This is a genomic window from Wolbachia endosymbiont (group B) of Schoenobius gigantella, assembly GCF_964031005.1.
Classification (GTDB): Bacteria; Pseudomonadota; Alphaproteobacteria; order Rickettsiales; family Anaplasmataceae; genus Wolbachia; species Wolbachia pipientis.
In genome coordinates, this window is record NZ_OZ035002.1 from 309,779 (window position 1) to 330,864 (window position 21,086).

Consider the following 21,086-nt stretch of genomic DNA (forward strand, 5'->3'; position numbering starts at 1 on the left):
CTCAGTCAACCACCTTCATTCCCACAACGTTATATCCTGAATCAACGTGCAAAATTTCTCCAGTAGTGCCACTACTTAAGTCGCTTAATAAGTATAACGCTGCCTTGCCAACATCCTCTATTGTAACATTGCGTCTGAGCGGAGAGTTATTTCTATTCCATTCTGATATGGAGTGAAAATCGCTTATTCCAGAAGATGCTAAAGTTCTGATTGGACCAGCGGAAATTGCATTTACTCTGATATTTTGTGGCCCGAGATCACATGCTATATATTTTACACTTGCTTCAAGTGCCGCTTTACATAAACCCATAACGTTATAATTTGGCATAACTTTTTCAGCGCCATAATAAGATAAAGTAAGTAAACTACCACCATTTGACATCATTTTTTCAGCCCTTTGCGCTAAAGCAGTAAAAGAATAGCACGATATATGCATTGCATTGAGGAAGTTATCCAGTGAAGTATTGACATATTTACCATCTAACTCATTTTTATCGGAGAATGCTATTGCATGCACCAAAAAGTCAAGAGTACCCCATTTTTTCTCTATTATTTCGAAAGCGTTATCTATGATTTTTTCATTTGAAACGTCGCAGTGTAATATTAGCTCCACATTTAGTTCATCTGCTATTGGTGATAGTTTTTCTTTTATTATTTCATTCTGGTAGGTGATTGCAAGTTCTGCTCCGTGCTCTGAGAGAGTTTTTGCTATACCGTATGCTATTGATCTCTTATTTATTATTCCGGTTATTAATCCCTTTTTGCCTTGTAATAGACTTGTCGTCATAGAACTATCTGTTTTTTTATAATTTGGAATATTAACTAGGTAAAGTCAAGATATCACTATGTTTTAAAATATTTTTTGCAGTAACTTGAAGTCTATAAACAGTAATCTTGATTCTTCTACAACAAAGCCATTCCATATGACATTCTGCCTATACCCAATTAAGCATATTAATAAGTAAGTAAATCTTAATATAATCTTATTATACTTATAAATACGCTGTATAGAATGAAAGTATGGATGATTTCATAACTGCAAGAAGAAAAGATGATGCTGTGGTATCTGTTTGTCAGGATAATAAGAAAAAAAACGTGTTAATTTTAGGGCTCAATCAAGTTGCAAGGGATTTGTTAAAATATGAAGAGAAGAATTTGCTTAATAAGCCATTAATTAATATCTTAAGCACAAGAGCAGCTGACAACGTGAAGAATTATTTAGAGTATACCGAAAATGGACACGATTTACTTGATATACTACCTAAAGTGATAGATTTTTCCTTAATTGATGCTAAGGGAGAAGATATCAGGACAAAAGTAAAAGTTTTCCGCACTGCACAATTTGCCAGTAATAAAATAAATTATGAGCTATTAATACGTGATATCAGTTTGTCCCATAAACTAGGAATCTTTAGAGATAAATATCTAATGGGTAAAAAATATAAAAACCATGACTTATTCGATATACCGGGCAATGAGTCCACTATTCTAGAGTTATACGTTATATTAAATTTTGCCTTTCAACATCAAATTAATGCAGCTATAGGAGTGATTGGCTTAAATAGTAGCTGTAGTGAGACAAATAATGCACTGAAAGTTATCATAGAACATTTTTATAAAAATTGCCGTAGTGATGATTTTCTAGGGTATATTGATGAGAATAAAGTGCTTTTTGTTTTGATTAACTGCGATGTAAAAAGTATATCTAAAATAATTAATCGTATACATTCTGCCATTAATAAGCAGTTATTAAAGCGAAAATTACCAAGTGTATCAATAATTTATGGGAATATAGCTCAAAAACAGGCAGCAAAATCTACCAGCGGTGCCTTCTGAAAAGTTGTTTTTTATTTATATTGAGTTTAAACTTAAATTTTTATAAAGATTTAAGTTTATTTATGAAGTTAAAGTACTACCTGGTAGCACTGCTTTCATCATTGTTTTTGCAGAATAGTGCTAGCTCTAAAACAATTTTGGATAAGGAAATATTTTATGCAGAACTAGACGGAAAAATAGATTTGAGATTCGGCTACGCCTTCAACAGAGATTCTTTCAATGCTAAGCCTAAGGATAAAACTTCAAGTTATTCATACTTGCGCTTTCTTTATTTACAGCAAGTTTATCCAAATACTCAAATGGGGGTTAATGTTAAGGCAGGGGTTTCTGGTATTGCAAACCTAAAAGCGTTAGACATAGAAAAGTTAGACATGGAGGAATGGTATTTTATCATAAAAAACCAGGAACTTGGATCAATTGAATATGGTAAAAGAAGTTTAGTTGGTCAGAGCATGTTAATTAACACTTCAAAAATTTATGCAGCTGCTGGAGGAGTAAATGGTCATTGGACAAACTATGCAAATTTGCGCGGTGATCATAAAAAAGATGGTGACCCTGGATATAATCAAGACAAGGTGTTCTGGGTCAAGCCCAATATTTATAGCGATTATAATGAACTCGAACTAGGGTTAAAACAATCATCAATTAACTACATCTCCCCTGAAATCTATAACTTTCAACTCGGATTCAGTTATGTTCCAGGAAAAAATAACTTACAGTACAGCAATTTAATTGCTGCTGGCCTTTCCTATAAAAACAGCTTGTCAAATGATATAGGTTTTACTACTGCTTTGACTGGTGAATTTGCAAGAGAAAATTTAACTGGTTGCTCAGATGGAACTTCTAAAAATTATGAATGTCGCAATCAATTACTGCACTGGAATTTTGGTTTGAAGCTAAAATTGTTCGATCTTGATTGCATTTTTTCGTATGGTAATGGTGGTGAATCTGGTGAGAGGCGTAATCCTGAAATAAATAATACGTATTATATGAATGCAGGTATCGCTTACCATTCTGATTCTTACAAATCAAGCTTAACATATTTTAGTAGTGGTAGGGATATTGCAGGCGAAGGTACAAACGAGTTAACATCATATGCTTTAAGCCTTGAAAATTCTCTTTTTTTAGGTACTTCATACTATTTCGATATTGTAAAATTTAGTACCAAAGAACCTAAAATAGAAAATAACAACTCTGGTTATGTGCTCTTGGCTGGACTGAAATTAAGTTTTTAATATTGCCTCCTTCCAACACTCTTTTCTGTCATCCAAGGTAACCGTTCACACTTAATTTTTCAATCTCACTCATGGAGAGGCCAGTAAACTGACCTTACCCAGAAAAAGTGGAGAGAAAGAAAAGAGTTTTTTTGGGTAAAATAAAATTTTGGAGGATTAGAAATGGTAAGAGAATATACGGCAGAATTCAAATTGGAAGCTGTTAAGCTGGCAAATGAACAAAGAAAGGTAGGTCAAACAATTACAAAAATAGCAAGAGATTTAGGAATAAAGGGTGGTTTATTAGGAAAATGGATAAAGAAACACAACGAAAAAAAGTCAGCGGCAAATGCATTTCCAGATGTAGCACCTTATGACAAAGAGAGGTTTGATTTACAAAGCAAGAGTAACAAGGGAAAGAGACATTTAAAAAAAAGCCCTGGCCAGTCAAAAAGAGTAAAATATTTTTTTATATAGTAACTGCTATAAAGTACAGGAATTATGTAGGATTTTCTGCTAGTGGCTACTATAAGTGGACCACAAGAAAAATAAGCAGTAGAGAATCAGCAAATAAAGAGCTACTCGAAGCTATTCAAAAAATATATCAAGTTTCTAAATGTAGATATGGAGCTCCTAAAATTCATGCTGAATTGAAGGCTTTGGGTAAAAGTTGCAATTTGAAAACGGTGCAAAGTATTATGCAGAAAAATGACATCAGGGCTATACTGAGAAGAAAGTTTAAAATTAAAAAACAACAAACAGATAATAGAGCTGTAGCTCCCAATATACTAGATCAAAACTTTATTGTTGATCAACCAAATAAAGTATGGGATTACTTACATCAAAACCAAGGAGGGATGGCTATATTTGGCAGCAATAATTCTCACGTATGGTAGTTAATGAGTAGTGCAATAAATAAACAATTGGTTATGAACTCTTTATTAATGGCCATTAATAGGCGTAAACCTGTTAAAAATCTACTGCTGCACAGTGACCAAGGTTCACAATATACTGCGCAAGGGTATCAATATCTCTTAGCTGTAAAGAATATAGATGAGTAATAAAGGCTGTTGTTACGACAATTCTGTTGCAGAAAGCTTCTTTAGCTCACATTGAAAAGAGAAATACTTATTGATACTTCACAACACTCTGCTCAACAAACTAGAACTGCAATATTTGAATACATAGAAATTTTTTATAACAAACAACGTCACTATTAACTATTGCATTCCAGAACAATTTGATGCATCATTCTTTTTGTAAAAAACATTCCACACTTTCTCTCCACTTTTTCTGGGTAAGGTCATTTTTCATTGCACCCTATATTGTCCATTCCATTAGCTTTACTACGCTCGTTACCTCACGCAGCATAATGGTCTGTTCTAGGCTGTTGGCTAGACTTTGCCTAAGTTGGATTTTCACCAACTGTATTCTAAACGCTTACTTGGCGCACCCATAACAAAAATGCCTGAAAAACGTTAATAATTATATACTATTATTAATAATTATTCAACCATATTTTAAGCTTACAATTTTGAGCTTAACTGACGCTTATGGATAGGGGCAACTCTATCACCCTGTGTTATGTTTATTTTCTAACGGACGCTGATTTTTGTATCGTAATTTCTTGCTATAAATTGGTTATATAAGAGCTGGCTTCTAAAATTTTATAACCCTAATTTGAATTAACAGACAGTAGAATCGAAAGATTATTACAAGGAGAAATCTACACAGATCGACCCTTTTGTGAATCTGCGTTTCTGCTTTCTTCAACTTGTTTTGCAAAAGATGTTTCCGGTTTCTGAAGTGGCTTAGCAATTTCACGCACAACGGCAATAACTGCTGTTAAAAACGTTTTTAACAATGCACCTAAAGCTCCACCAACTGCTTCCCTGCCATATATATGAGCTTGCTTTTCGTTACCGTCAGCAGTTTCCCCTGCCCTCCTTCTTGGATCCATCCTATGAGCAATCACCGAAAACAACACTCCCCTGATTGAAGACTTCACTTTTTCCTTTGCTTCGTGGACATCCCCATCTTTTGCTGTTTCATGTCCATGACTTAAGTGTTTAGCGTTCATTAGCTCCTTTTGTTGCTGGGCAAACATGCTACTTAATACTTCTTCTATCACTTGCTTTCTTCTCTTCTCTCTAACTCTTTTCATAGATTCTGATTTATCGCGAGTGTGTTTGGTAGTTTCAAATTCTGCATCAATATCTTCGGACGCAGCCTGACTATATAAAGTCTCTATGAGCCTGTCTATGCTTCGCTTTATTTGCATAGTCCTTTCGTAACTATCCGAATTATCAATTCCTTCGTCGATCTGATTTAGAATATCCTCAAAAACTTTCAAATAGTCTTGAATATACTGTATTATGTATTGCTTATCTTCCTCTTTGTGTTGTTCTTCTTGATTTTGCTGATTTTCATTTTCTAAACTTCTCTCTCTTTTATCATCGTTATTTTCTTCAATATTATCACCGTCTTCCTCGAAAAGGTTTTCGTCATTCATGATTTTTTTTAATTTAGTTAAAATTCTCACCAGTTATTATTGTATATGAAAAAATTAAATTAACATTAATGAAAAGCGTTTACAACTTCAGCACTATTTAAAACTACAGTAAAGCTGTCAAAAGTAACAGGATCATAATACCTCTCATACAATTCAACTGAACACCTAAGCCTTATCTTTTCCTTAGCATTAAAACTAATTTCATAATCATTATTAGAGTTTAGCATAGCAGAATTACGTAATAATTCATCAGCTAATACAGAGTCTAAAATTCCATTAATTTTTATCGTAATGTGTCTGCTTCCAGCACAATCGAGCACTTTCCTCCAGCCAAAAGAAGAAATATCTTTCACCTCTTCTCTGTTATTACGCAAAGTAAACCTTAGGTTTCTTATATTATTTAACACAATAAAATTATTGTCATGATCTTTAATTTTTAGCTGTAATTTGCTCATTATCACCTCCTTTTATTAAAATATCAAAATTAATTGTTGAATGTAAAATTTCATCGTGCTGATCCATAGCACAATTACTTTCTAAAATGGCCTCATTATTAAAACCTTCAATGCTCTTAAGTATCAAGTTAATATGCCTTATAATGGCAAACATACTGTCTATATGATAAGTATATATGTCGCATGAAAATCTTGCCTTTGTAGCAAAATTGGACAGCATATGCAGGTTATTATAATTCACTACACACAATCTCAGGTAAGGAATGGTGACCTGTTTAGGTAAGTAGTCATAAATGTTAGTAACATATTTCCTTAAATCAGAGTTTGCTTTTAGTGCTTCATAAATGCTACTGTACAACTCGTTTATAGCTTGAATTTTTTTCATAATTAACCCTCGAAAGATATATAGAAACTCGTCATCCCGCTGCTTGTTAGCGGGATCTATGTTAAGAGATACCGCGAATGAATCGCGGTATGACGATAAGGTTTATACCTCGTCATCCCGCTACTTGTTAGCGGGATCTATCCGTGACGGTATGACGTAGGACTGCTGTCATTCCGCTACGTGTTAGCGGCTGAGATACCGCGGCGGTATGACGATAAGGTTTATACCTCGTCATCCCGCTGCTTGTTAGCGAGATCTATCCGTAACGGTATGACGTAGTAGCCCAGTTTGAATGACCAGAAAGAGCTACAAAACAACCTTTGGTTCGCGAAATGGAGAATATACCTTCTTCACTTCAGATAAATGGCTACTTACCTCCGATTCACGATTTTTGTAAAGAGCAGAAACATGCCGCATAATACCTAGTTTTATCTGCTCAGGAACATTGTCATAACCAGCTTCGTATACAACATCAACTCTTATTGCATTCAAACAATTGAAAAACTCAACATAGCCCCCTACATCACTAAAATAATACTTAAGTGTACTCTTCTCTTGATTTTTAGACATCATTGCAGTAGCCAATACTATCTTACTCACAGGGCCATAGCTTAAATAGATCCTACGAGGTACATAATCTTCATATGAAACTTGCCATGTTTGTTTCACCAGTGACTTTTCCATATGCCATTCAGCGTAATCAGTTGCCATAAAAATTAGATCTGAAATCAACTTATCATCCTGGTCGTTCTCAATGCGTAAAAAAGATTTAACCTCTTCTAAAGTAACTGGAAAAGATTCAGGCTTAGATTTACGTTGCACAGATATTCTTGGTGAAGTAGATCTTATTGACATAATAACCCTCCTTTTTGATATAGCTAGAATAAGTAAGGTTTACCTCGTGACAGCGTGGGGCAAATCTTACTTACTTTAGCTATGCAGCTTGCATGCAACATTAAGTTAAATTGGCGCAGCAACAACTCTGAGTGCTTTATCGTATGAATATATTAAGAAGAGAACGTATTAAAGCTGTTTCTCCTTTTTTGTTGATAAAATTTGAACTTATAGCATATTCAACTAGGTTGGATTTTAGTAGATTGACATTTTGAGAATGAATATTATTGAAGGTGGAGTTTAACTCTTTAGCAAGCAGACTGCGAAATTTTTGCACACTGTCATATGCGATATTTTCAAGTTCATGTGCAAATTTATCTTGAGCTATAGTTGTTATATCTTCAATTTCCTTATTAAACTCCTCTAGCTTTTTTTCGTTATTTTTAAAATTTTTCGTAAAAGTTTTCATATCAATTAAACTCAACTATTATTATGATTATAATGACAATGAAAAACTACCGAAGTAAAAAATTCACACTACTGTGTAACTTACAAATACTTTTTACTACATTCCAGCGTCACGCGCTGGAATCTATAGCAAGTGTACAAATTAAATTTTACAAACACCGTTGTGCTGAATCTTGAATATTCACTTCTTTCAATTCAGTGGTAGGTTTTGGTTCAGCGATGGGTTTTGATATTGTGTATGTAATGCCACCAGCTATCAGTGCAGATACCACAGAAGCTGCAACTATTAATAGAGCAGACAATCCGGAAGCAATACTAAGAGCAGCACCTACTGCTAACATAGCTGCAAGGCTCGCATAGGCAACTTTTGGGGAAAATTGTCTTTTTCCTACTTTTTCTAGTGACACTTCATTTGTTTTAGTTTTGCCCAGTTCACCATCAAGTGGTGTGTTTTCATTCTCCAGACTTCTTATTTTTTGTGTTAGTGATTCATTCTCTTTATTGAATTCTTTCAACTTAGTCTCATGTCCAACTATGCAACTTTTTGATTCTGCTAGTTCCTTTTGCGCTTTTTCTAACAACACTTTTGTTTTAGAATGCTTATTTTCGTTTTCTTCTAATTCGCTATTAAGTGTTGTATTTTTACTTTCTAGATCTTGTATTTTTTGTTCTAGTGATTCATTCTCTTCATTGAGTTTCTCCAGTACTTCCAATTTAGTCTCATGTTCAGTGACACAATTTCTCAATTCTGTTAGTTCCTTTTGCGCTTTTTCTAATGGTACTTCGTTTTTTTTAGTTTTTGTTTTTTCTAATTCACCCTTAAGTGTTGTGTTTTCATTTTTTAGATTTTTTATTTCTTGTCTTAGTGATTCATTCTCTTCATTGAGTTTCTCCAGTGTGTCCAGCCTAGCTCCATGTCCAGTGATATAACTTTTCAATTCTGTTAGTTCCTTTTGCGCTTTTTCTAATGGTACTTCGTCTGTTTTAGTTTTTGTTTTTTCTAATTCACTATTAAGCGTTGTGTTTTTACTTTCTAGATCTTGTATTTTTTGTTTTAGCAATTCATTCTTTTTCTGCTCATCCTTTAGCTGAGTACGTAATTCTTTTAACTTAGCTTTACGTTTTTCAACCTTTTCTGCTTTTTCTGGAGTTTCCGTTGCGTTGTGTGTTTTGGAATGAGAAAAGGTACTAGGTACAACCTCAGATGGCTGATCACACATACTGTTTAGTCTATCTATTAGGTCTTCATCCTTTATCAATGAGCGATCTGCTCCATGCTTTATCAAAAGCTTTGCTAATTTTTTATTGTCATTTGCAAGAGCATAATATAAGGGAGTATGCTCAACTTTATCTTGTGCATTAACATTTGCTCCACCTTCTACTAGATATTCTGCAATCTCTACACAACCATATGCAGCAGCATAATGTAAAGGGGTCAGTCCATCTTTATCCTGTACATCAACTTTTGCTCCACATTTTACCAAAAGTTCCACTGATTCTTTATTGTTATCTGCAATAGCCCAATGTAAATGGGTCACGCCATCTTTATCTTGTGCATTAATATCTTCTCCATTTTCTAATATAGATTGGCCTAAAGCTTCAGATTCATCTGCATCAAAATATATTCCACTATCGCCACTATTACTTTTATTTAAAAAGGTCTGTTCCCCATTATATGTAGTATACTGCTCTGGATGTTGACTGTGCAAGTCATTATGTTCTATGCGCTTCTGATTATTGGCAAGTCTTTGTTCTGCCTCTTGCAACTTTTGCGCCATAGCATCTCTTTCTCTTATAGCCTGTTCTTTTTCTAATGTATCATCTACTTTGTCTGTATTGTTTTCATTAACGATTGAGTTTGAAGAAGTCTGTTCATCCTCATCTTGTACATAGACTTTTTTGTTGTTTGGTGTAATTCTACTATTCTCTTCCTGATGTTTTGCACCCCATGCTTGTACTGCAGCAGTTACGTTATTTCCGTTCAAAGCTAAATTTCCTGGAGTTTTATTATTAGGCTGCAGTAAAGTGCCTTGTCTATAAGGTTGTCTTCTCGTAGCTCTTGTCTCAGCATAACGTTGTTCTCCTTCCTCTAACATTTTTATTATAGCCTTTTTACCTTCTACATCGCCGACAATATCCCTTGGAGTTCGGCCTTGACTATCTTTTAGTAAAGGATTTGCGTCATTATTCAATAAAAGCTGAACTATCTCTTGATGACCATGCAAAGCAGCAATGTGCAAAGCAGTTAGCTTAGACTTAGCTTCATCAAGTTCATATATTGGTTCATTAACTTTTGCTTCCTTTGCTAGTAGGAGTTTTACTATTGGTACACTGTTACATTCCACAGCAAGATGTACCAACATATAATTTACAATTTTGTCTGAATCTAATATACTGAACATCTTATCTATCTTCAAATTGTTATAAGTGCTATATACTATTGAGTCTGCATCTTTTAGCTTATTCCCTATTCTTTCAAGTAAATTATTCTCATTTAAACCTTCACTCTTGCTTACCTCATTTATTATTTCAAAAAACTTTTTCTTTTCCATTGCCGTAACCTTTCCTCTCAATTTATTTATTATTGCTGAACCATCTCACAAAAAAGTTAAGTTTGTCGAAATTCCATGTTTGATCTAAAAATTAGTCATAAACATTTTCTATGCAAGTAGCTGACACTGGTTCATTCTATAATGGTGTCACAGCAGTCCTACATCATGCCACCGCGAACCGTCATACCACGATTCATTCGCGGTATCTCATCCGCTAACTGTTCTCCCTCATCATACCGTCACGGTATCTCCAGATCCCGCTAACAAGTAGCGGGATGACGAGTTACTATACCACCGCGAACCTTTATACCGCGATTCATTCGCGGTATCTCATCCGCTAACTGTTCTCCCTCATCATACCGTCACGGTATCTCCAGATCCCGCTAACAAGTAGCGGGATGACGATTGTCAGGGTGTCATCCCAGCGCCCCTATGATGTCATCCGAGTAGCCGACACTGGTTCCTTTATGATGGCAGTGCCCCTATGGTGTCATTCCAGTGCTTGACACTGGAATCCAGCCTTTCCATAATCATCAAAACATTGTATTTTAACGTAAAACAGCTATTTTTATGCTCACCAACTTAATAAAATTCCTGGATCCCAGTGTCAAGCACTGGGATGACAAGATATAAACCTTATCGTCATGCCGTCGCGAACCGTCATACCGCCGCGGTATCTCCAGATCCCGCTGGGATGACGATTGTCGTTTAGCTATAAATATTTAAGAAATTTACCAAATGAAAAAAAAGGCAAAAGAAGCCCTGGGGTTATTATCTGCTTTAAAATATTGGCGTTTTTTATGTTTTAAACGCTTGACAAGCAAGATTTAGCTGCTTTTAATTGCAACTCACCTATGCTGCAAATGTTTAAGAAATTTACCAAGCAGAAAAAAAGACAAAGAATCCCCGAGTTAGCTAGTCTTTTACTATCTCTGTCGAGTATTGGCATTTTTTGATGTCTTGTAACGCTTTATAAGCGCGTTCAGCTTATTTAGATAAAAATCTAGATGTAGATGAAGTTTTGTAAAGACATACAGTATCTATATACTGCAAAAAATTGAACATAAGACGCCGATACATTAAGTAATCCTTACCTTTTAATCTGCAGATTGGCGAAAGCAAATACAATAGCTTCAGTTTCATGATAAGGGGGCTGGCGAGGTTTGTCAAGCAAGTTTTTTGTTTCTGCGGACTACCTAGATTAATATTATATAGAAGGTTTGCTGCCAATAAAGCCTAAACTTACCAAATACATTTCTGTAGATTCAGATCTACTTGACTTTGGTTTAAAGTATTTTACTGTTTTAAACATTTTTTTTAGCTCGTTACAAAAATCTTTGTCAGATTCTCCTTGGAAAATTTTTACTACAAACGTGCCACCATGACTCAAGAAATGCTTTGCAAAATTGAGCGCTGCTTCGCATAAAAGCATAATTCTGATATGATCCAACGATTTTAAACCACAAGATTCGGGCGCCATGTCAGATAAAATTACATCAAATTTTTGATCCTTGAATTTTTCTCTTAAAATTTCAAACTCATTGATAATATCACATTGTATAAACTCTACTCCATTAATTGCGTTCATTGGTTTTATGTCAAGAGCAACCACATTTGCACCTTTCTGAGATGCAACTTGTGACCATCCACCAGGAGAAGCACCAAGATCAATAATTTTTTGCCCTTCTTGGAATAATTTAAATTTGTTATCCATTTCTACCAGCTTATATGCTGAGCGTGACCTATAACCATCCTTGCTAGTTTTTTGCACATACTGATCATTCAAATGACGATGTAGCCACCTTGTTGAAGATAGTTTTCTGCCTCTAGCCGTCTTTACTCTAGTTTTTATTGCTAATACCCTACTTATTATTGATTATATCTTTAAGCTCTTTTTCAACTACTTCTTTTACCAGTGCATGTAGATATTTATTCAGCCATTCTGAGAGCTGAGGTTTTAAAAGAGATGTAACTAATTCTTCAACAGTAAGGTTCGCTTTTTTTTGTTGTTTATGCTGTAATTCGTTTTGCATTTTTCCAAGCAACGCTTTGATCTCTTCCATATTCTCTTTTAAAATTAGATGATCGTTATTTTGCGCTTGTAAGCCGCTATTACTCGCTTTGTTATTACTCATTTGGATATTATCGTACAAATAAATATCTTTTTTTTCTTCTGAATTGTAGCTATGGCCATTAAATTGGTTATTGTTGCAAGCCATTTCCTCACTTTGGTCATCATTATCAATGTCCTCTTTTTCATTATTTTCTTTTTTGCCATCTTCTTCTATTTCTTCTGGATACTCTTCCTCAAGGTATAGCACATCATCATTTTCATCCTTTATTTCTGCTTTATCGTTACTCGCGTTTTTACCCGATATAGCTTTTTTTATATCTTCTAGGATATCTTTTACAGATTGATTACCTTGTTCATCATGCATAGTGCTAATACCATTAAATTTAGAGGTTTATACTATTTATCATAAAAAGCAAGTTGTAAACACTAATCACATAATTGCTTTTTGCTTCAACTAAGTCTGAACGTGCTTTAAATAATGCATCTTCAGTGTCCAAAAGGTCAGATGTACTCTTTAAATTTAAGTTTACTTCTTGCTCAACTCCTTCCAATGCTAGAGCTGCTGCTTTTTCCGCTTCTTGACTTGCTTTGATAATGGCCTTTGCTGTCAACACATTATTCCAAGCATTTACAACTGCTTGTTCTATATTTTTTACCGTTTCATAATAATCGTAGGTAGATTTTTTTGCATCCATTTTAGCTTTACTGACACCAAAAGCATTAACTCCTCTCTTAAAGATTGGAACATCAAGAGTAAAAACTACATGAACATTTTCTAATAGTTTGTCTACCTTCATACCATCCTCCCCAAAATTTTTGCTTGCACTTAGATTTAAAGAAGGAAGCCACTTGGAGCTTTCAGCAATCACTTCCATTCCGGCTGCTCTTTTTTGATAAACTGCTGCTTTTAGAGATAAATTATTGGTTTTTGCTAACTGTAAACATTCATTTAGCTCTGGAACAGAAGGTAGTTTATCATTAGCTTCAGAAAGGTCATCAGCATCTTCGCCAATCAAATGATAATAAGCAATATTTACCAACTTTAATTTACCTTCAGCATCAACTCTTTCGGATATAGAAGACGAAAATTTTGCTTTTGCTAACAAAACTTCAGCATTGGTTACCTCTCCAAGGGAAAAGCGTTTTTTCATAGCTGACAAATGTTCCAAAGAAACGCGTTCTTTATGTTCTCTGAGCTTTAATATTTCTGTCTTTTGTAAAACATTAACATATGCTTTCACAGCATTAAGTGCAAGCTCTTGTTTTAATTGCTGAAATCGCATCTTTTCTGCTTTGAGAAGATGGCTTGATCGACTGAATGTGGCAAAGGTACCACCGCCATCGATTAATTTCTGGCGCAATGTAAGTTTTTTTTCAGATGTATCAAGATTAAAGTTACTATCGAAATTGTATTGCAAATTAATGTCAGGTAAAAATCCAGCTAACCCAGAAGATTTATAGTGTTTTTCTGCGCTTTTATATTGGTAAAATTGAGACTTTATTTTTGAGCTATTTTTGATGGCTTTGCTTATCACTTCTCCCACATCGGTTGCATAGCAACTTATAGTATTAAAAATGATCGCAAGTGTGATAATCAATCGAAACATTCTAATTCCTATGCATATTGGTTGCGCAGCTCAATTACTAACATAAATTACTTTAATAATCAATAACTAATATTGTTGACACTATTGAGAAATTAAGTATATCATAGCTTACTATTGTTGGATCAAATAATGAAGACTTTTTTCTTAAAGGAGAAACAAATCAATAAAAAGTGGTTTGTCATAGATGCAGAAGGATTAGTGGTAGGGAGGCTTGCAGCATTTGTAGCGACACTATTACGTGGAAAGCATAAACCTGAGTATACACCTCATATGGATTGTGGCGATAATGTAATTATTATCAACGCAGAAAAGGTGCATTTCACCGGAAAGAAGCTTAAAGATAAAATTTACTATAAGCATACAGGTTATTCTGGTGGTTTGAAGAAAACTACTCCAGATAATATTTTAAATGGCAAATTTCCTGAGCGTGTAATAGAAATGGCAGTGAAAAGGATGCTTGATGATGGGCCTATGGCACGTAGACGCTTTGAAAATTTGTATGTTTATTCTGGTTCAGAGCATAAGCATCAAGGACAGCAACCTGAAAAGATAGATTTTGCCTCTTTGAATCGTAAAAATAAAAAGTAATGGAGTAAAAATGAAGAGTTCTACAATAAATAACAATGATTGGTCAGAAAAGACAATTAAATCAGCAGTTGATTCGCTTGGTCGTTTATATGCTACAGGCCGAAGAAAAGAATCTGTAGCAAGAGTATGGATAAAGCCGGGGAGTGGAAAATTTAGTGTTAACAAAAAAGGCGATCTAATTTCTTATTTTAAAAGAGAGTCAGTGTGCCAAATAGTAAAAATGCCATTTGTTGCAACTTCCACATTGGATAAATACGATGTATTTGCAACTGTAAAAGGTGGAGGGCTATCTGGTCAAGCAGGTGCTCTAGCTCATGGAATAAGCAGAGCTTTAAGTAGTGTAAGCCAAGATTTGCATTCTATACTACGTAATGGTGAGTTCTTAACTAGAGATTCACGTGTTGTTGAACGTAAGAAATATGGTCAACATAAAGCTCGGAAAAAGTGTCAATTTTCTAAGAGATAGTTATTTTATAGGGGTGTTTTTTTGTAAGTATTATACAAATATTTGCAAAAATGTATGATATCCTCTATTTTTGTGATGAATTTAGTTGACTATCGGTGTCAACATAATATGCTATTTATGTGATTTTTTCAATATTAAGGTAATTTATGAGTAAAGAAGATATAATAAAACAATTAAAGGAAGATTGTTCTAGTCAGAATATAGATATAACAAAATCTGATTTGAGCAAGATTCATGATGCGTTTATTAAAATAATAAAGAATGAGCTGCATGGGAAAGGTGAAATACGTTTGCATGGAATAGGAACGTTTTCTACTGCTATCAGTCAGGAAAAACAATGTCGTAACCCCCAAAGTGGTCAGATCATGACTGTTCCTAAAAAGACAAGGGTAAAATTTAAAGCAAGCCAAACTCTTTTAAGTATTTTAAATGAGAAGGAAAAAGCAGCAGTTAGTTAGACATTGTCATTTTCATTGTTTTTACTACGCTGTGTAAGCCGTAAAATACAGCTTCGCTAATTAAATAGTGGCCTATGTTAAGAGCTGAGATGTGAGGTATTCTTGTCATCTTCTTAGCGTGTTTATAAGTTATGCCATGTCCTGCGTGGCATTCTATTCCTAATTTATTGACGTACTCTGCAGCATTAGTAATTAACTGTAACTTTTTTTCTGATGGATTATCACAGTAATCCCCTGTGTGAATTTCTATTATGTCAGGTTTTGTCCCTAGCTTTTCAAGATATTTTAGTTGATCAATATTTGGATCGATAAACAGTGAGACTTTTATGCTAGAGCTATGCATTTCCTCTATTATACTAGAAAGTTTACTGTGCATATTCACGATATCCAGGCCACCTTCGGTTGTTAATTCTTCTCTTTTTTCTGGTACTATACTAATCGAATAGGGTTTTACCTTTTTTGCTATTTCAAGCATTTCTTCCGTGGCTGCAATTTCAAGATTTAGCTCAGTGCTAATGCTTTTTTTTAGGTTAAATACGTCTTCATCTCTAATATGCCTTCTATCTTCTCGTAAGTGTACAGTAATAAAGTCTGCTCCAGCGTCAATGGCTATTTCTGCTGCTTTCAATGGATCTGGATAAGAAGTTCCACGTGCGTTGCGGAGGGTTGCAACGTGATCGATATTAACACCTAGTTTCACAATCTACCTCAGAAATTATTTATAGATTATACATGTTATTAGGTTTTTTGCATAGTCATTGTTTGACCTTATCCAGAAAAAGTGGAGAGAAAGAAAAGAGTTTTTTTGGGTAAAATAAAATTTTGGAGGATTAGAAATGGCAAGAGAATATACGGCAGAGTTCAAATTGGAAGCTGTTAAGCTGGCAAATGAACAAAGAAAGGTAGGTCAAACAATTACAAAAACAGCAAAGGATTTAGGAATAAAGGGTGGTTTATTAGGAAAATGGATAAAGAAACACAACGAAAAAAAGTCGGCAGCAGATGCATTTCCAGGTAGAGGTAACATGGCTCCTTACGACAAAGAGAGATTTGATTTACAAAGCAAGAGTAACAAGGGAAAGAGACATTTAAAAAAAAGCCCTGGCCAGTCAAAAAGAGTAAAATATTTTTTTATATAGTAACTGCTATAAAGTACAGGAATTATGTAGGATTTTCTGCTAGTGGCTACTATAAGTGGACCACAAGAAAAATAAGCAGTAGAGAATCAGCAAATAAAGAGCTACTCGAAGCTATTCAAAAAATATATCAAGTTTCTAAATGTAGATATGGAGCTCCTAAAATTCATGCTGAATTGAAGGCTTTGGGTAAAAGTTGCAATTTGAAAACGGTGCAAAGTATTATGCAGAAAAATGACATCAGGGCTATACTGAGAAGAAAGTTTAAAATTAAAAAACAACAAACAGATAATAGAGCTGTAGCTCCCAATATACTAGATCAAAACTTTATTGTTGATCAACCAAATAAAGTATGGGATTACTTACATCAAAACCAAGGAGGGATGGCTATATTTGGCAGCAATAATTCTCACGTATGGTAGTTAATGAGTAGTGCAATAAATAAACAATTGGTTATGAACTCTTTATTAATGGCCATTAATAGGCGTAAACCTGTTAAAAATCTACTGCTGCACAGTGACCAAGGTTCACAATATACTGCGCAAGGGTATCAATATCTCTTAGCTGTAAAGAATATAGATGAGTAATAAAGGCTGTTGTTACGACAATTCTGTTGCAGAAAGCTTCTTTAGCTCACATTGAAAAGAGAAATACTTATTGATACTTCACAACACTCTGCTCAACAAACTAGAACTGCAATATTTGAATACATAGAAATTTTTTATAACAAACAACGTCACTATTAACTATTGCATTCCAGAACAATTTGATGCATCATTCTTTTTGTAAAAAACATTCCACACTTTCTCTCCACTTTTTCTGGGTAAGGTCATTTTTGCCTTGACCAAGAAAAAATTCAGCTATTGCCTTACTTTCTCTTGCAACAACTTCTTCCTTAACAATTTTTCCTTTCTCATCAACGATACTTATAAAAGTTTCTTTTAGTGAGATCGCTATAATATTCCATGAGACTGCTCCTACTAATAAAAGTTTAAATTATTTTTGAAGAACTTATTCTACTGAATTCGTTACTTCGTGCTAAAATAATGGACTCCATCATTCAACAGCAATTACAGTATGTTTACCCTTTTTCTTGTTATTTTTCTAATCTATAGCTAGCGTTCAAAACCATATTCGAAAATACGTTTTCGGATTTTTTTTAATGCTGTTTATTTCATCCTCAACATCGTCTCTACCTTTATGAACTAAGTAGCAGCATTAAAAATTATAACGTACCCCTATCTCTAGAGTTGCATCTGGTATTTGTTTTGCTTTTATACCACTTAGTTGCCCACCCATGGTCATACCAACTGCACCAATTATCTGCGGAGTAATTTCATAATCAACACCTAACTTTAGTTTATAGGAAATAGAACTCAGTATTTTATCTACTACAGATGAACCAGCAGCTTCACCACCTGATTCTGGAGCACCTTGTGTTTCTTCTTCCTTTTCTTTTTCTTCTTGTGAACTATTGCCATCACCATCAACTGTATCACTAACACCAAAGCCAAAAGGTGTTATTTGGAGATATCCTCCTAAACCTCCGCTGACATATAGTTTAACGGGATCAATATCAAGGTCAGGATAGAAGCGGTAGTTTGCCAATAAGCTAGCTCCTATGCTCTTTAATGACTTAATATTACTGAGAACCTCAAGTTCAAATTTAGAGTTTTGGTCATAATGGTAACCAAGAACAACACCAGGTTTCATTTTAAAGCCACCACCCCAACCAGCACCAAAGTTTAAACCTGCATAGTACTTATCTTCTGACTTACTTGCACTATTACTAGCTGCACCTGCTAGAGATGAAGTAAGCAACACAGCCAAAACGCACAATCTCTTTATTTTCATATAACTCCTCATACAAAAAAATATATAATGCATAAGTATATATCCTTTATATTAAAAAAGATATAACTACATGTCAAAAAAAGTATAGCCATAAAATCAGATTATATAAAACGTACTACTCAGGTCTTTTATATAACTATATTTACTATCTTATTTGGTACAGCATATACAGTGCGAACTTTGCTTTGATCGATCTTACTGGACACAGAGTCTATCGCTATTTTCTTCAATTCTTCTTGAGGTAAGTTAATTGCCACCTTGATTGTTGTACGTAATTTTCCATTGATTTGCACTGCTATAGTTACCGTATCGTCAACTAATAATGATTCATCAGCTTTTGGCCAAGGTTGACCTCCTATTTCTTGCCATAGGCTTTCAGCTAGATGTGGTATGAATGGTTCGATTACTCTGATTAATATACATATACCTTCATCAATAAGAGATTTTCCAGTTTTTACGTCTATTTCAGCTATTAAATTCGTCATCTCACGAAATTTTGCCACTACACAGTTTAATCTGCAGTTTTCCAAGTCATCTGTAAGTCCGTGTAAGAGTTTATGAATTTTTTTTCTGTACTCTAGAAGTCCACCCGTAACATTTTCATTATCATAGTGTATATTTACAGGTCTTAGCTGCATGACCATACGCCACAATTTATTTACATAACGAGAACAACCTTCCACGCCATCATCGGACCATTCCATATCTTTCTCCGGAGGAGTGTCGGACAACACAAACAAGCGAGCAGTATCAGCACCATACTTTTCTATGATAAAGTTTGGGTCAACTGTATTCTTTTTCGATTTGCTCATTTTTTCAACTTTGCCCACTTGAACTTTTGCACCTCGCGCTATTAATTCTTTTGCTTCTGCGGGAAATAGCCACTTACCATTTTCGTCTTTATAAGTTGCATGGCAGACCATTCCTTGAGTGATTAAAGTAGAGAAAGGCTCTTTAATATCAAAATAGCCACATTTGGTTAAAGCACGGCAGAAAAATCTTGAATAAAGCAAATGCAGAATTGCATGTTCTATCCCACCTATATAATAATCAACAGGCATAAAACGATTACATGCATCTTTGTCTATTGATTTATCTTCACTACAGAATGCAGCAAAATACCAGGAAGATTCAAAAAAGGTGTCGAATGTATCAGTTTCACGCTCTGCTTGCTTTCCGCACTTTGGACAATCAACAAATTTCCAAGTTGGGTGCTTATCCAGCGGATTGCCACCACTTGTAAATTCTACATCTATTGGTAGAACTACAGGAAGGTCTTTTTCTGGCACTGGAACAGTTCCGCAATCTTTGCAATATATGATAGGTATAGGGCATCCCCAATAACGCTGCCTTGAAACTCCCCAATCGTGCAAACGATAGTTTATTGTTTTTTTGCCTATTTTTTTTTCTTCAAATTTTTTAACTATGGCTTCCTTTGCTTCACTAACCATTAATCCGTTTAAGAATTCGGAGTTAAACATTGTCCCGTCTCCAGTATACGCCTCCTTTGTCATCTGAGTAGCTTGACACTGGGATCCATTGTAAGAATTCTGGTCACGCGCTGGAATGACACCTAAGTGGGCTGAAGAAATAACGGGAATTATCGGCAAATTATATTTCTGTGCAAATTCAAAGTCACGCTGATCATGTGCAGGGCAACCAAAAATCGCGCCTTCCCCATATTCCATCAACACAAAATTCGCTATGTAAAGCGGCAATTCCTTATCAAGAAATGGATGTTTGACGTTTAATCCGGTGTAAACTCCTATTTTTTCATCGTTCTCTCTTTTTGATTTTATTTCCTGGATCCCAGTGTCAAGCACTGGGATGACAACAGAAGAACCATTCTTTAAATCCTGCACAATAGGATGCTCTGCTGCCACTGCACAAAAAGAAGCCCCAAACAAAGTATGAGGATAAGTTGTAAAAACTTTTAATTTCTTATTCAGGCCAACTACTTCAAACTCTATAGTTGCTCCTTCAGATTTTCCTATCCAACGCTCCTGCATTGTTTTGACTTTTTCTGGCCAATTTTTCAAACTTTGCAGGCACTTGAGTAAATCTTCAGCGAAATCAGTAATCTTTAAAAACCATTGGGACAACTTACGTTTTTCAACAACTGCACCTGATCGCCATCCTTTTCCATCAACCACCTGTTCATTTGCAAGCACTGTTTGGTCCACTGGATCCCAGTTAACCCATGACTCTTTTCGATAGGCAAGCCCATGCTTTAAAAAATCCAGGAAAAATTTTTGTTCGTGTTTATAATAGTCAGGTTCACATGTGGAGAGTTCACGCTCCCAATTATAAGAAAGACCTATAGATTTCAACTGTGTACGCATATTATCTATATTCTCTTTTGTCCATGTTTCGGGGCTAATATTGTTATCCCTTGCTGCATTCTCAGCTGGTAATCCAAACGCATCCCAGCCAATTGGATGCAAAACCTCAAATCCATTAGCTCTCTTGTAACGCGCTATCACATCCCCTATTGCATAGTTACGTAAGTGTCCCATATGAATTTTACCAGATGGATATGGAAACATTTCCAACACGTAACACTTTTCTTGTTTACCACTCTTGCTTACAGAAAAATCCCATTTATCTTGATAAAATTTTTCAACACTTTTAAAATCATATTTCATAT

18 protein-coding genes and 2 pseudogenes are annotated in these 21,086 nt (G+C 34.8%); 7 read left to right on the plus strand and 13 right to left on the minus strand.

Annotated features, from left to right (window positions below; translation table 11 throughout):
• Nucleotide 1 precedes the first annotated feature (1 nt).
• A complete protein-coding gene (locus ACQH2O_RS01580) occupies nucleotides 2–787 on the minus strand; it encodes an enoyl-ACP reductase FabI (protein ID WP_006280349.1) in 786 nt (261 codons plus the stop codon).
• 233 nt (nucleotides 788–1,020) lie between these two features.
• Between ACQH2O_RS01580 and ACQH2O_RS01585 the strand changes: the two genes are divergently transcribed.
• The 3 genes and pseudogenes from ACQH2O_RS01585 to ACQH2O_RS01595 all read left to right on the plus strand — a co-directional run bounded on the left by ACQH2O_RS01585 (nucleotide 1,021) and on the right by ACQH2O_RS01595 (nucleotide 4,313).
• Complete coding sequence (locus tag ACQH2O_RS01585) at nucleotides 1,021–1,836, plus strand: PAS domain-containing protein (protein ID WP_010962355.1); 816 nt, start codon at nucleotides 1,021–1,023, stop codon at nucleotides 1,834–1,836.
• 62 nt (nucleotides 1,837–1,898) lie between these two features.
• Nucleotides 1,899–3,071 (plus strand): porin, encoded by a 1,173-nt coding sequence (locus ACQH2O_RS01590; protein WP_070356730.1) that lies wholly within the window; start codon nucleotides 1,899–1,901, stop codon nucleotides 3,069–3,071.
• 162 nt (nucleotides 3,072–3,233) lie between these two features.
• A pseudogene (locus ACQH2O_RS01595) lies at nucleotides 3,234–4,313 on the plus strand (IS3 family transposase).
• Between the two features lie 463 nt (nucleotides 4,314–4,776).
• Here ACQH2O_RS01595 and ACQH2O_RS01600 read toward each other — a convergent pair.
• From ACQH2O_RS01600 to ACQH2O_RS01640, 9 genes are all read right to left on the minus strand, one after another.
• Nucleotides 4,777–5,562, minus strand: a complete 786-nt coding sequence (locus ACQH2O_RS01600) for a hypothetical protein (protein WP_070356729.1) — start codon at nucleotides 5,560–5,562, stop codon at nucleotides 4,777–4,779.
• A gap of 65 nt (nucleotides 5,563–5,627) precedes the next feature.
• Nucleotides 5,628–6,017, minus strand: a complete 390-nt coding sequence (locus ACQH2O_RS01605; RefSeq protein ID WP_010962351.1) for a phage tail tube protein — start codon at nucleotides 6,015–6,017, stop codon at nucleotides 5,628–5,630.
• Nucleotides 5,992–6,402, minus strand: coding sequence for a hypothetical protein (locus tag ACQH2O_RS01610; protein ID WP_010962350.1), 411 nt, complete (start codon nucleotides 6,400–6,402; stop codon nucleotides 5,992–5,994). Before ACQH2O_RS01610 ends, ACQH2O_RS01605 begins: the two co-directional genes overlap by 26 nt.
• A 306-nt stretch (nucleotides 6,403–6,708) precedes the next feature.
• Nucleotides 6,709–7,257: a head-tail connector protein gene (locus ACQH2O_RS01615; protein WP_095742630.1), complete on the minus strand. Its 549-nt coding sequence runs from the start codon at nucleotides 7,255–7,257 to the stop codon at nucleotides 6,709–6,711.
• A gap of 136 nt (nucleotides 7,258–7,393) precedes the next feature.
• A complete protein-coding gene (locus ACQH2O_RS01620) occupies nucleotides 7,394–7,705 on the minus strand; it encodes an ECH_0659 family protein (RefSeq protein WP_425385235.1) in 312 nt (103 codons plus the stop codon).
• A gap of 148 nt (nucleotides 7,706–7,853) precedes the next feature.
• Nucleotides 7,854–10,256 carry an ankyrin repeat domain-containing protein gene (locus ACQH2O_RS01625; RefSeq protein WP_138265074.1) on the minus strand — a complete coding sequence of 801 codons (2,403 nt, stop codon included), beginning with the start codon at nucleotides 10,254–10,256 and terminating at the stop codon, nucleotides 7,854–7,856.
• Between the two features lie 1,207 nt (nucleotides 10,257–11,463).
• A complete protein-coding gene (locus ACQH2O_RS01630; protein ID WP_010962344.1) occupies nucleotides 11,464–12,042 on the minus strand; it encodes an RlmE family RNA methyltransferase in 579 nt (192 codons plus the stop codon).
• A gap of 76 nt (nucleotides 12,043–12,118) precedes the next feature.
• Nucleotides 12,119–12,694, minus strand: a complete 576-nt coding sequence (locus ACQH2O_RS01635; RefSeq protein ID WP_010082598.1) for a PopZ family protein — start codon at nucleotides 12,692–12,694, stop codon at nucleotides 12,119–12,121.
• Nucleotides 12,695–12,713: 19 nt separating this feature from the next.
• Nucleotides 12,714–13,937 (minus strand): TolC family protein, encoded by a 1,224-nt coding sequence (locus ACQH2O_RS01640; RefSeq protein WP_010082597.1) that lies wholly within the window; start codon nucleotides 13,935–13,937, stop codon nucleotides 12,714–12,716.
• A 129-nt stretch (nucleotides 13,938–14,066) separates the two neighbouring features.
• Between ACQH2O_RS01640 and rplM the strand changes: the two genes are divergently transcribed.
• The 3 genes from rplM to ACQH2O_RS01655 all read left to right on the plus strand — a co-directional run bounded on the left by rplM (nucleotide 14,067) and on the right by ACQH2O_RS01655 (nucleotide 15,449).
• Nucleotides 14,067–14,525, plus strand: coding sequence for a 50S ribosomal protein L13 (rplM, locus tag ACQH2O_RS01645; protein WP_010082596.1), 459 nt, complete (start codon nucleotides 14,067–14,069; stop codon nucleotides 14,523–14,525).
• Between the two features lie 10 nt (nucleotides 14,526–14,535).
• Complete coding sequence (gene rpsI / locus ACQH2O_RS01650) at nucleotides 14,536–14,991, plus strand: 30S ribosomal protein S9 (protein WP_006279875.1); 456 nt, start codon at nucleotides 14,536–14,538, stop codon at nucleotides 14,989–14,991.
• A gap of 146 nt (nucleotides 14,992–15,137) precedes the next feature.
• Complete coding sequence (locus ACQH2O_RS01655; protein WP_010082594.1) at nucleotides 15,138–15,449, plus strand: HU family DNA-binding protein; 312 nt, start codon at nucleotides 15,138–15,140, stop codon at nucleotides 15,447–15,449.
• Here ACQH2O_RS01655 and ACQH2O_RS01660 read toward each other — a convergent pair.
• Entirely contained in the window at nucleotides 15,442–16,149 is a 708-nt protein-coding gene (locus ACQH2O_RS01660) for a pyridoxine 5'-phosphate synthase (RefSeq protein ID WP_006279877.1), read from the minus strand. The genes ACQH2O_RS01655 and ACQH2O_RS01660 overlap by 8 nt on opposite strands.
• Before the next feature lie 136 nt (nucleotides 16,150–16,285).
• On the opposite strand from ACQH2O_RS01660, the pseudogene ACQH2O_RS01665 reads away from it, so the two are divergent.
• Nucleotides 16,286–17,374 (plus strand): annotated as a pseudogene (locus ACQH2O_RS01665) (IS3 family transposase).
• Between the two features lie 429 nt (nucleotides 17,375–17,803).
• Here ACQH2O_RS01665 and ACQH2O_RS01670 read toward each other — a convergent pair.
• Nucleotides 17,804–18,439 (minus strand): membrane protein, encoded by a 636-nt coding sequence (locus ACQH2O_RS01670; RefSeq protein WP_010962341.1) that lies wholly within the window; start codon nucleotides 18,437–18,439, stop codon nucleotides 17,804–17,806.
• A 128-nt stretch (nucleotides 18,440–18,567) separates the two neighbouring features.
• Entirely contained in the window at nucleotides 18,568–21,084 is a 2,517-nt protein-coding gene (gene leuS, locus ACQH2O_RS01675) for a leucine--tRNA ligase (protein WP_010962340.1), read from the minus strand.
• Nucleotides 21,085–21,086: the final 2 nt, after the last annotated feature.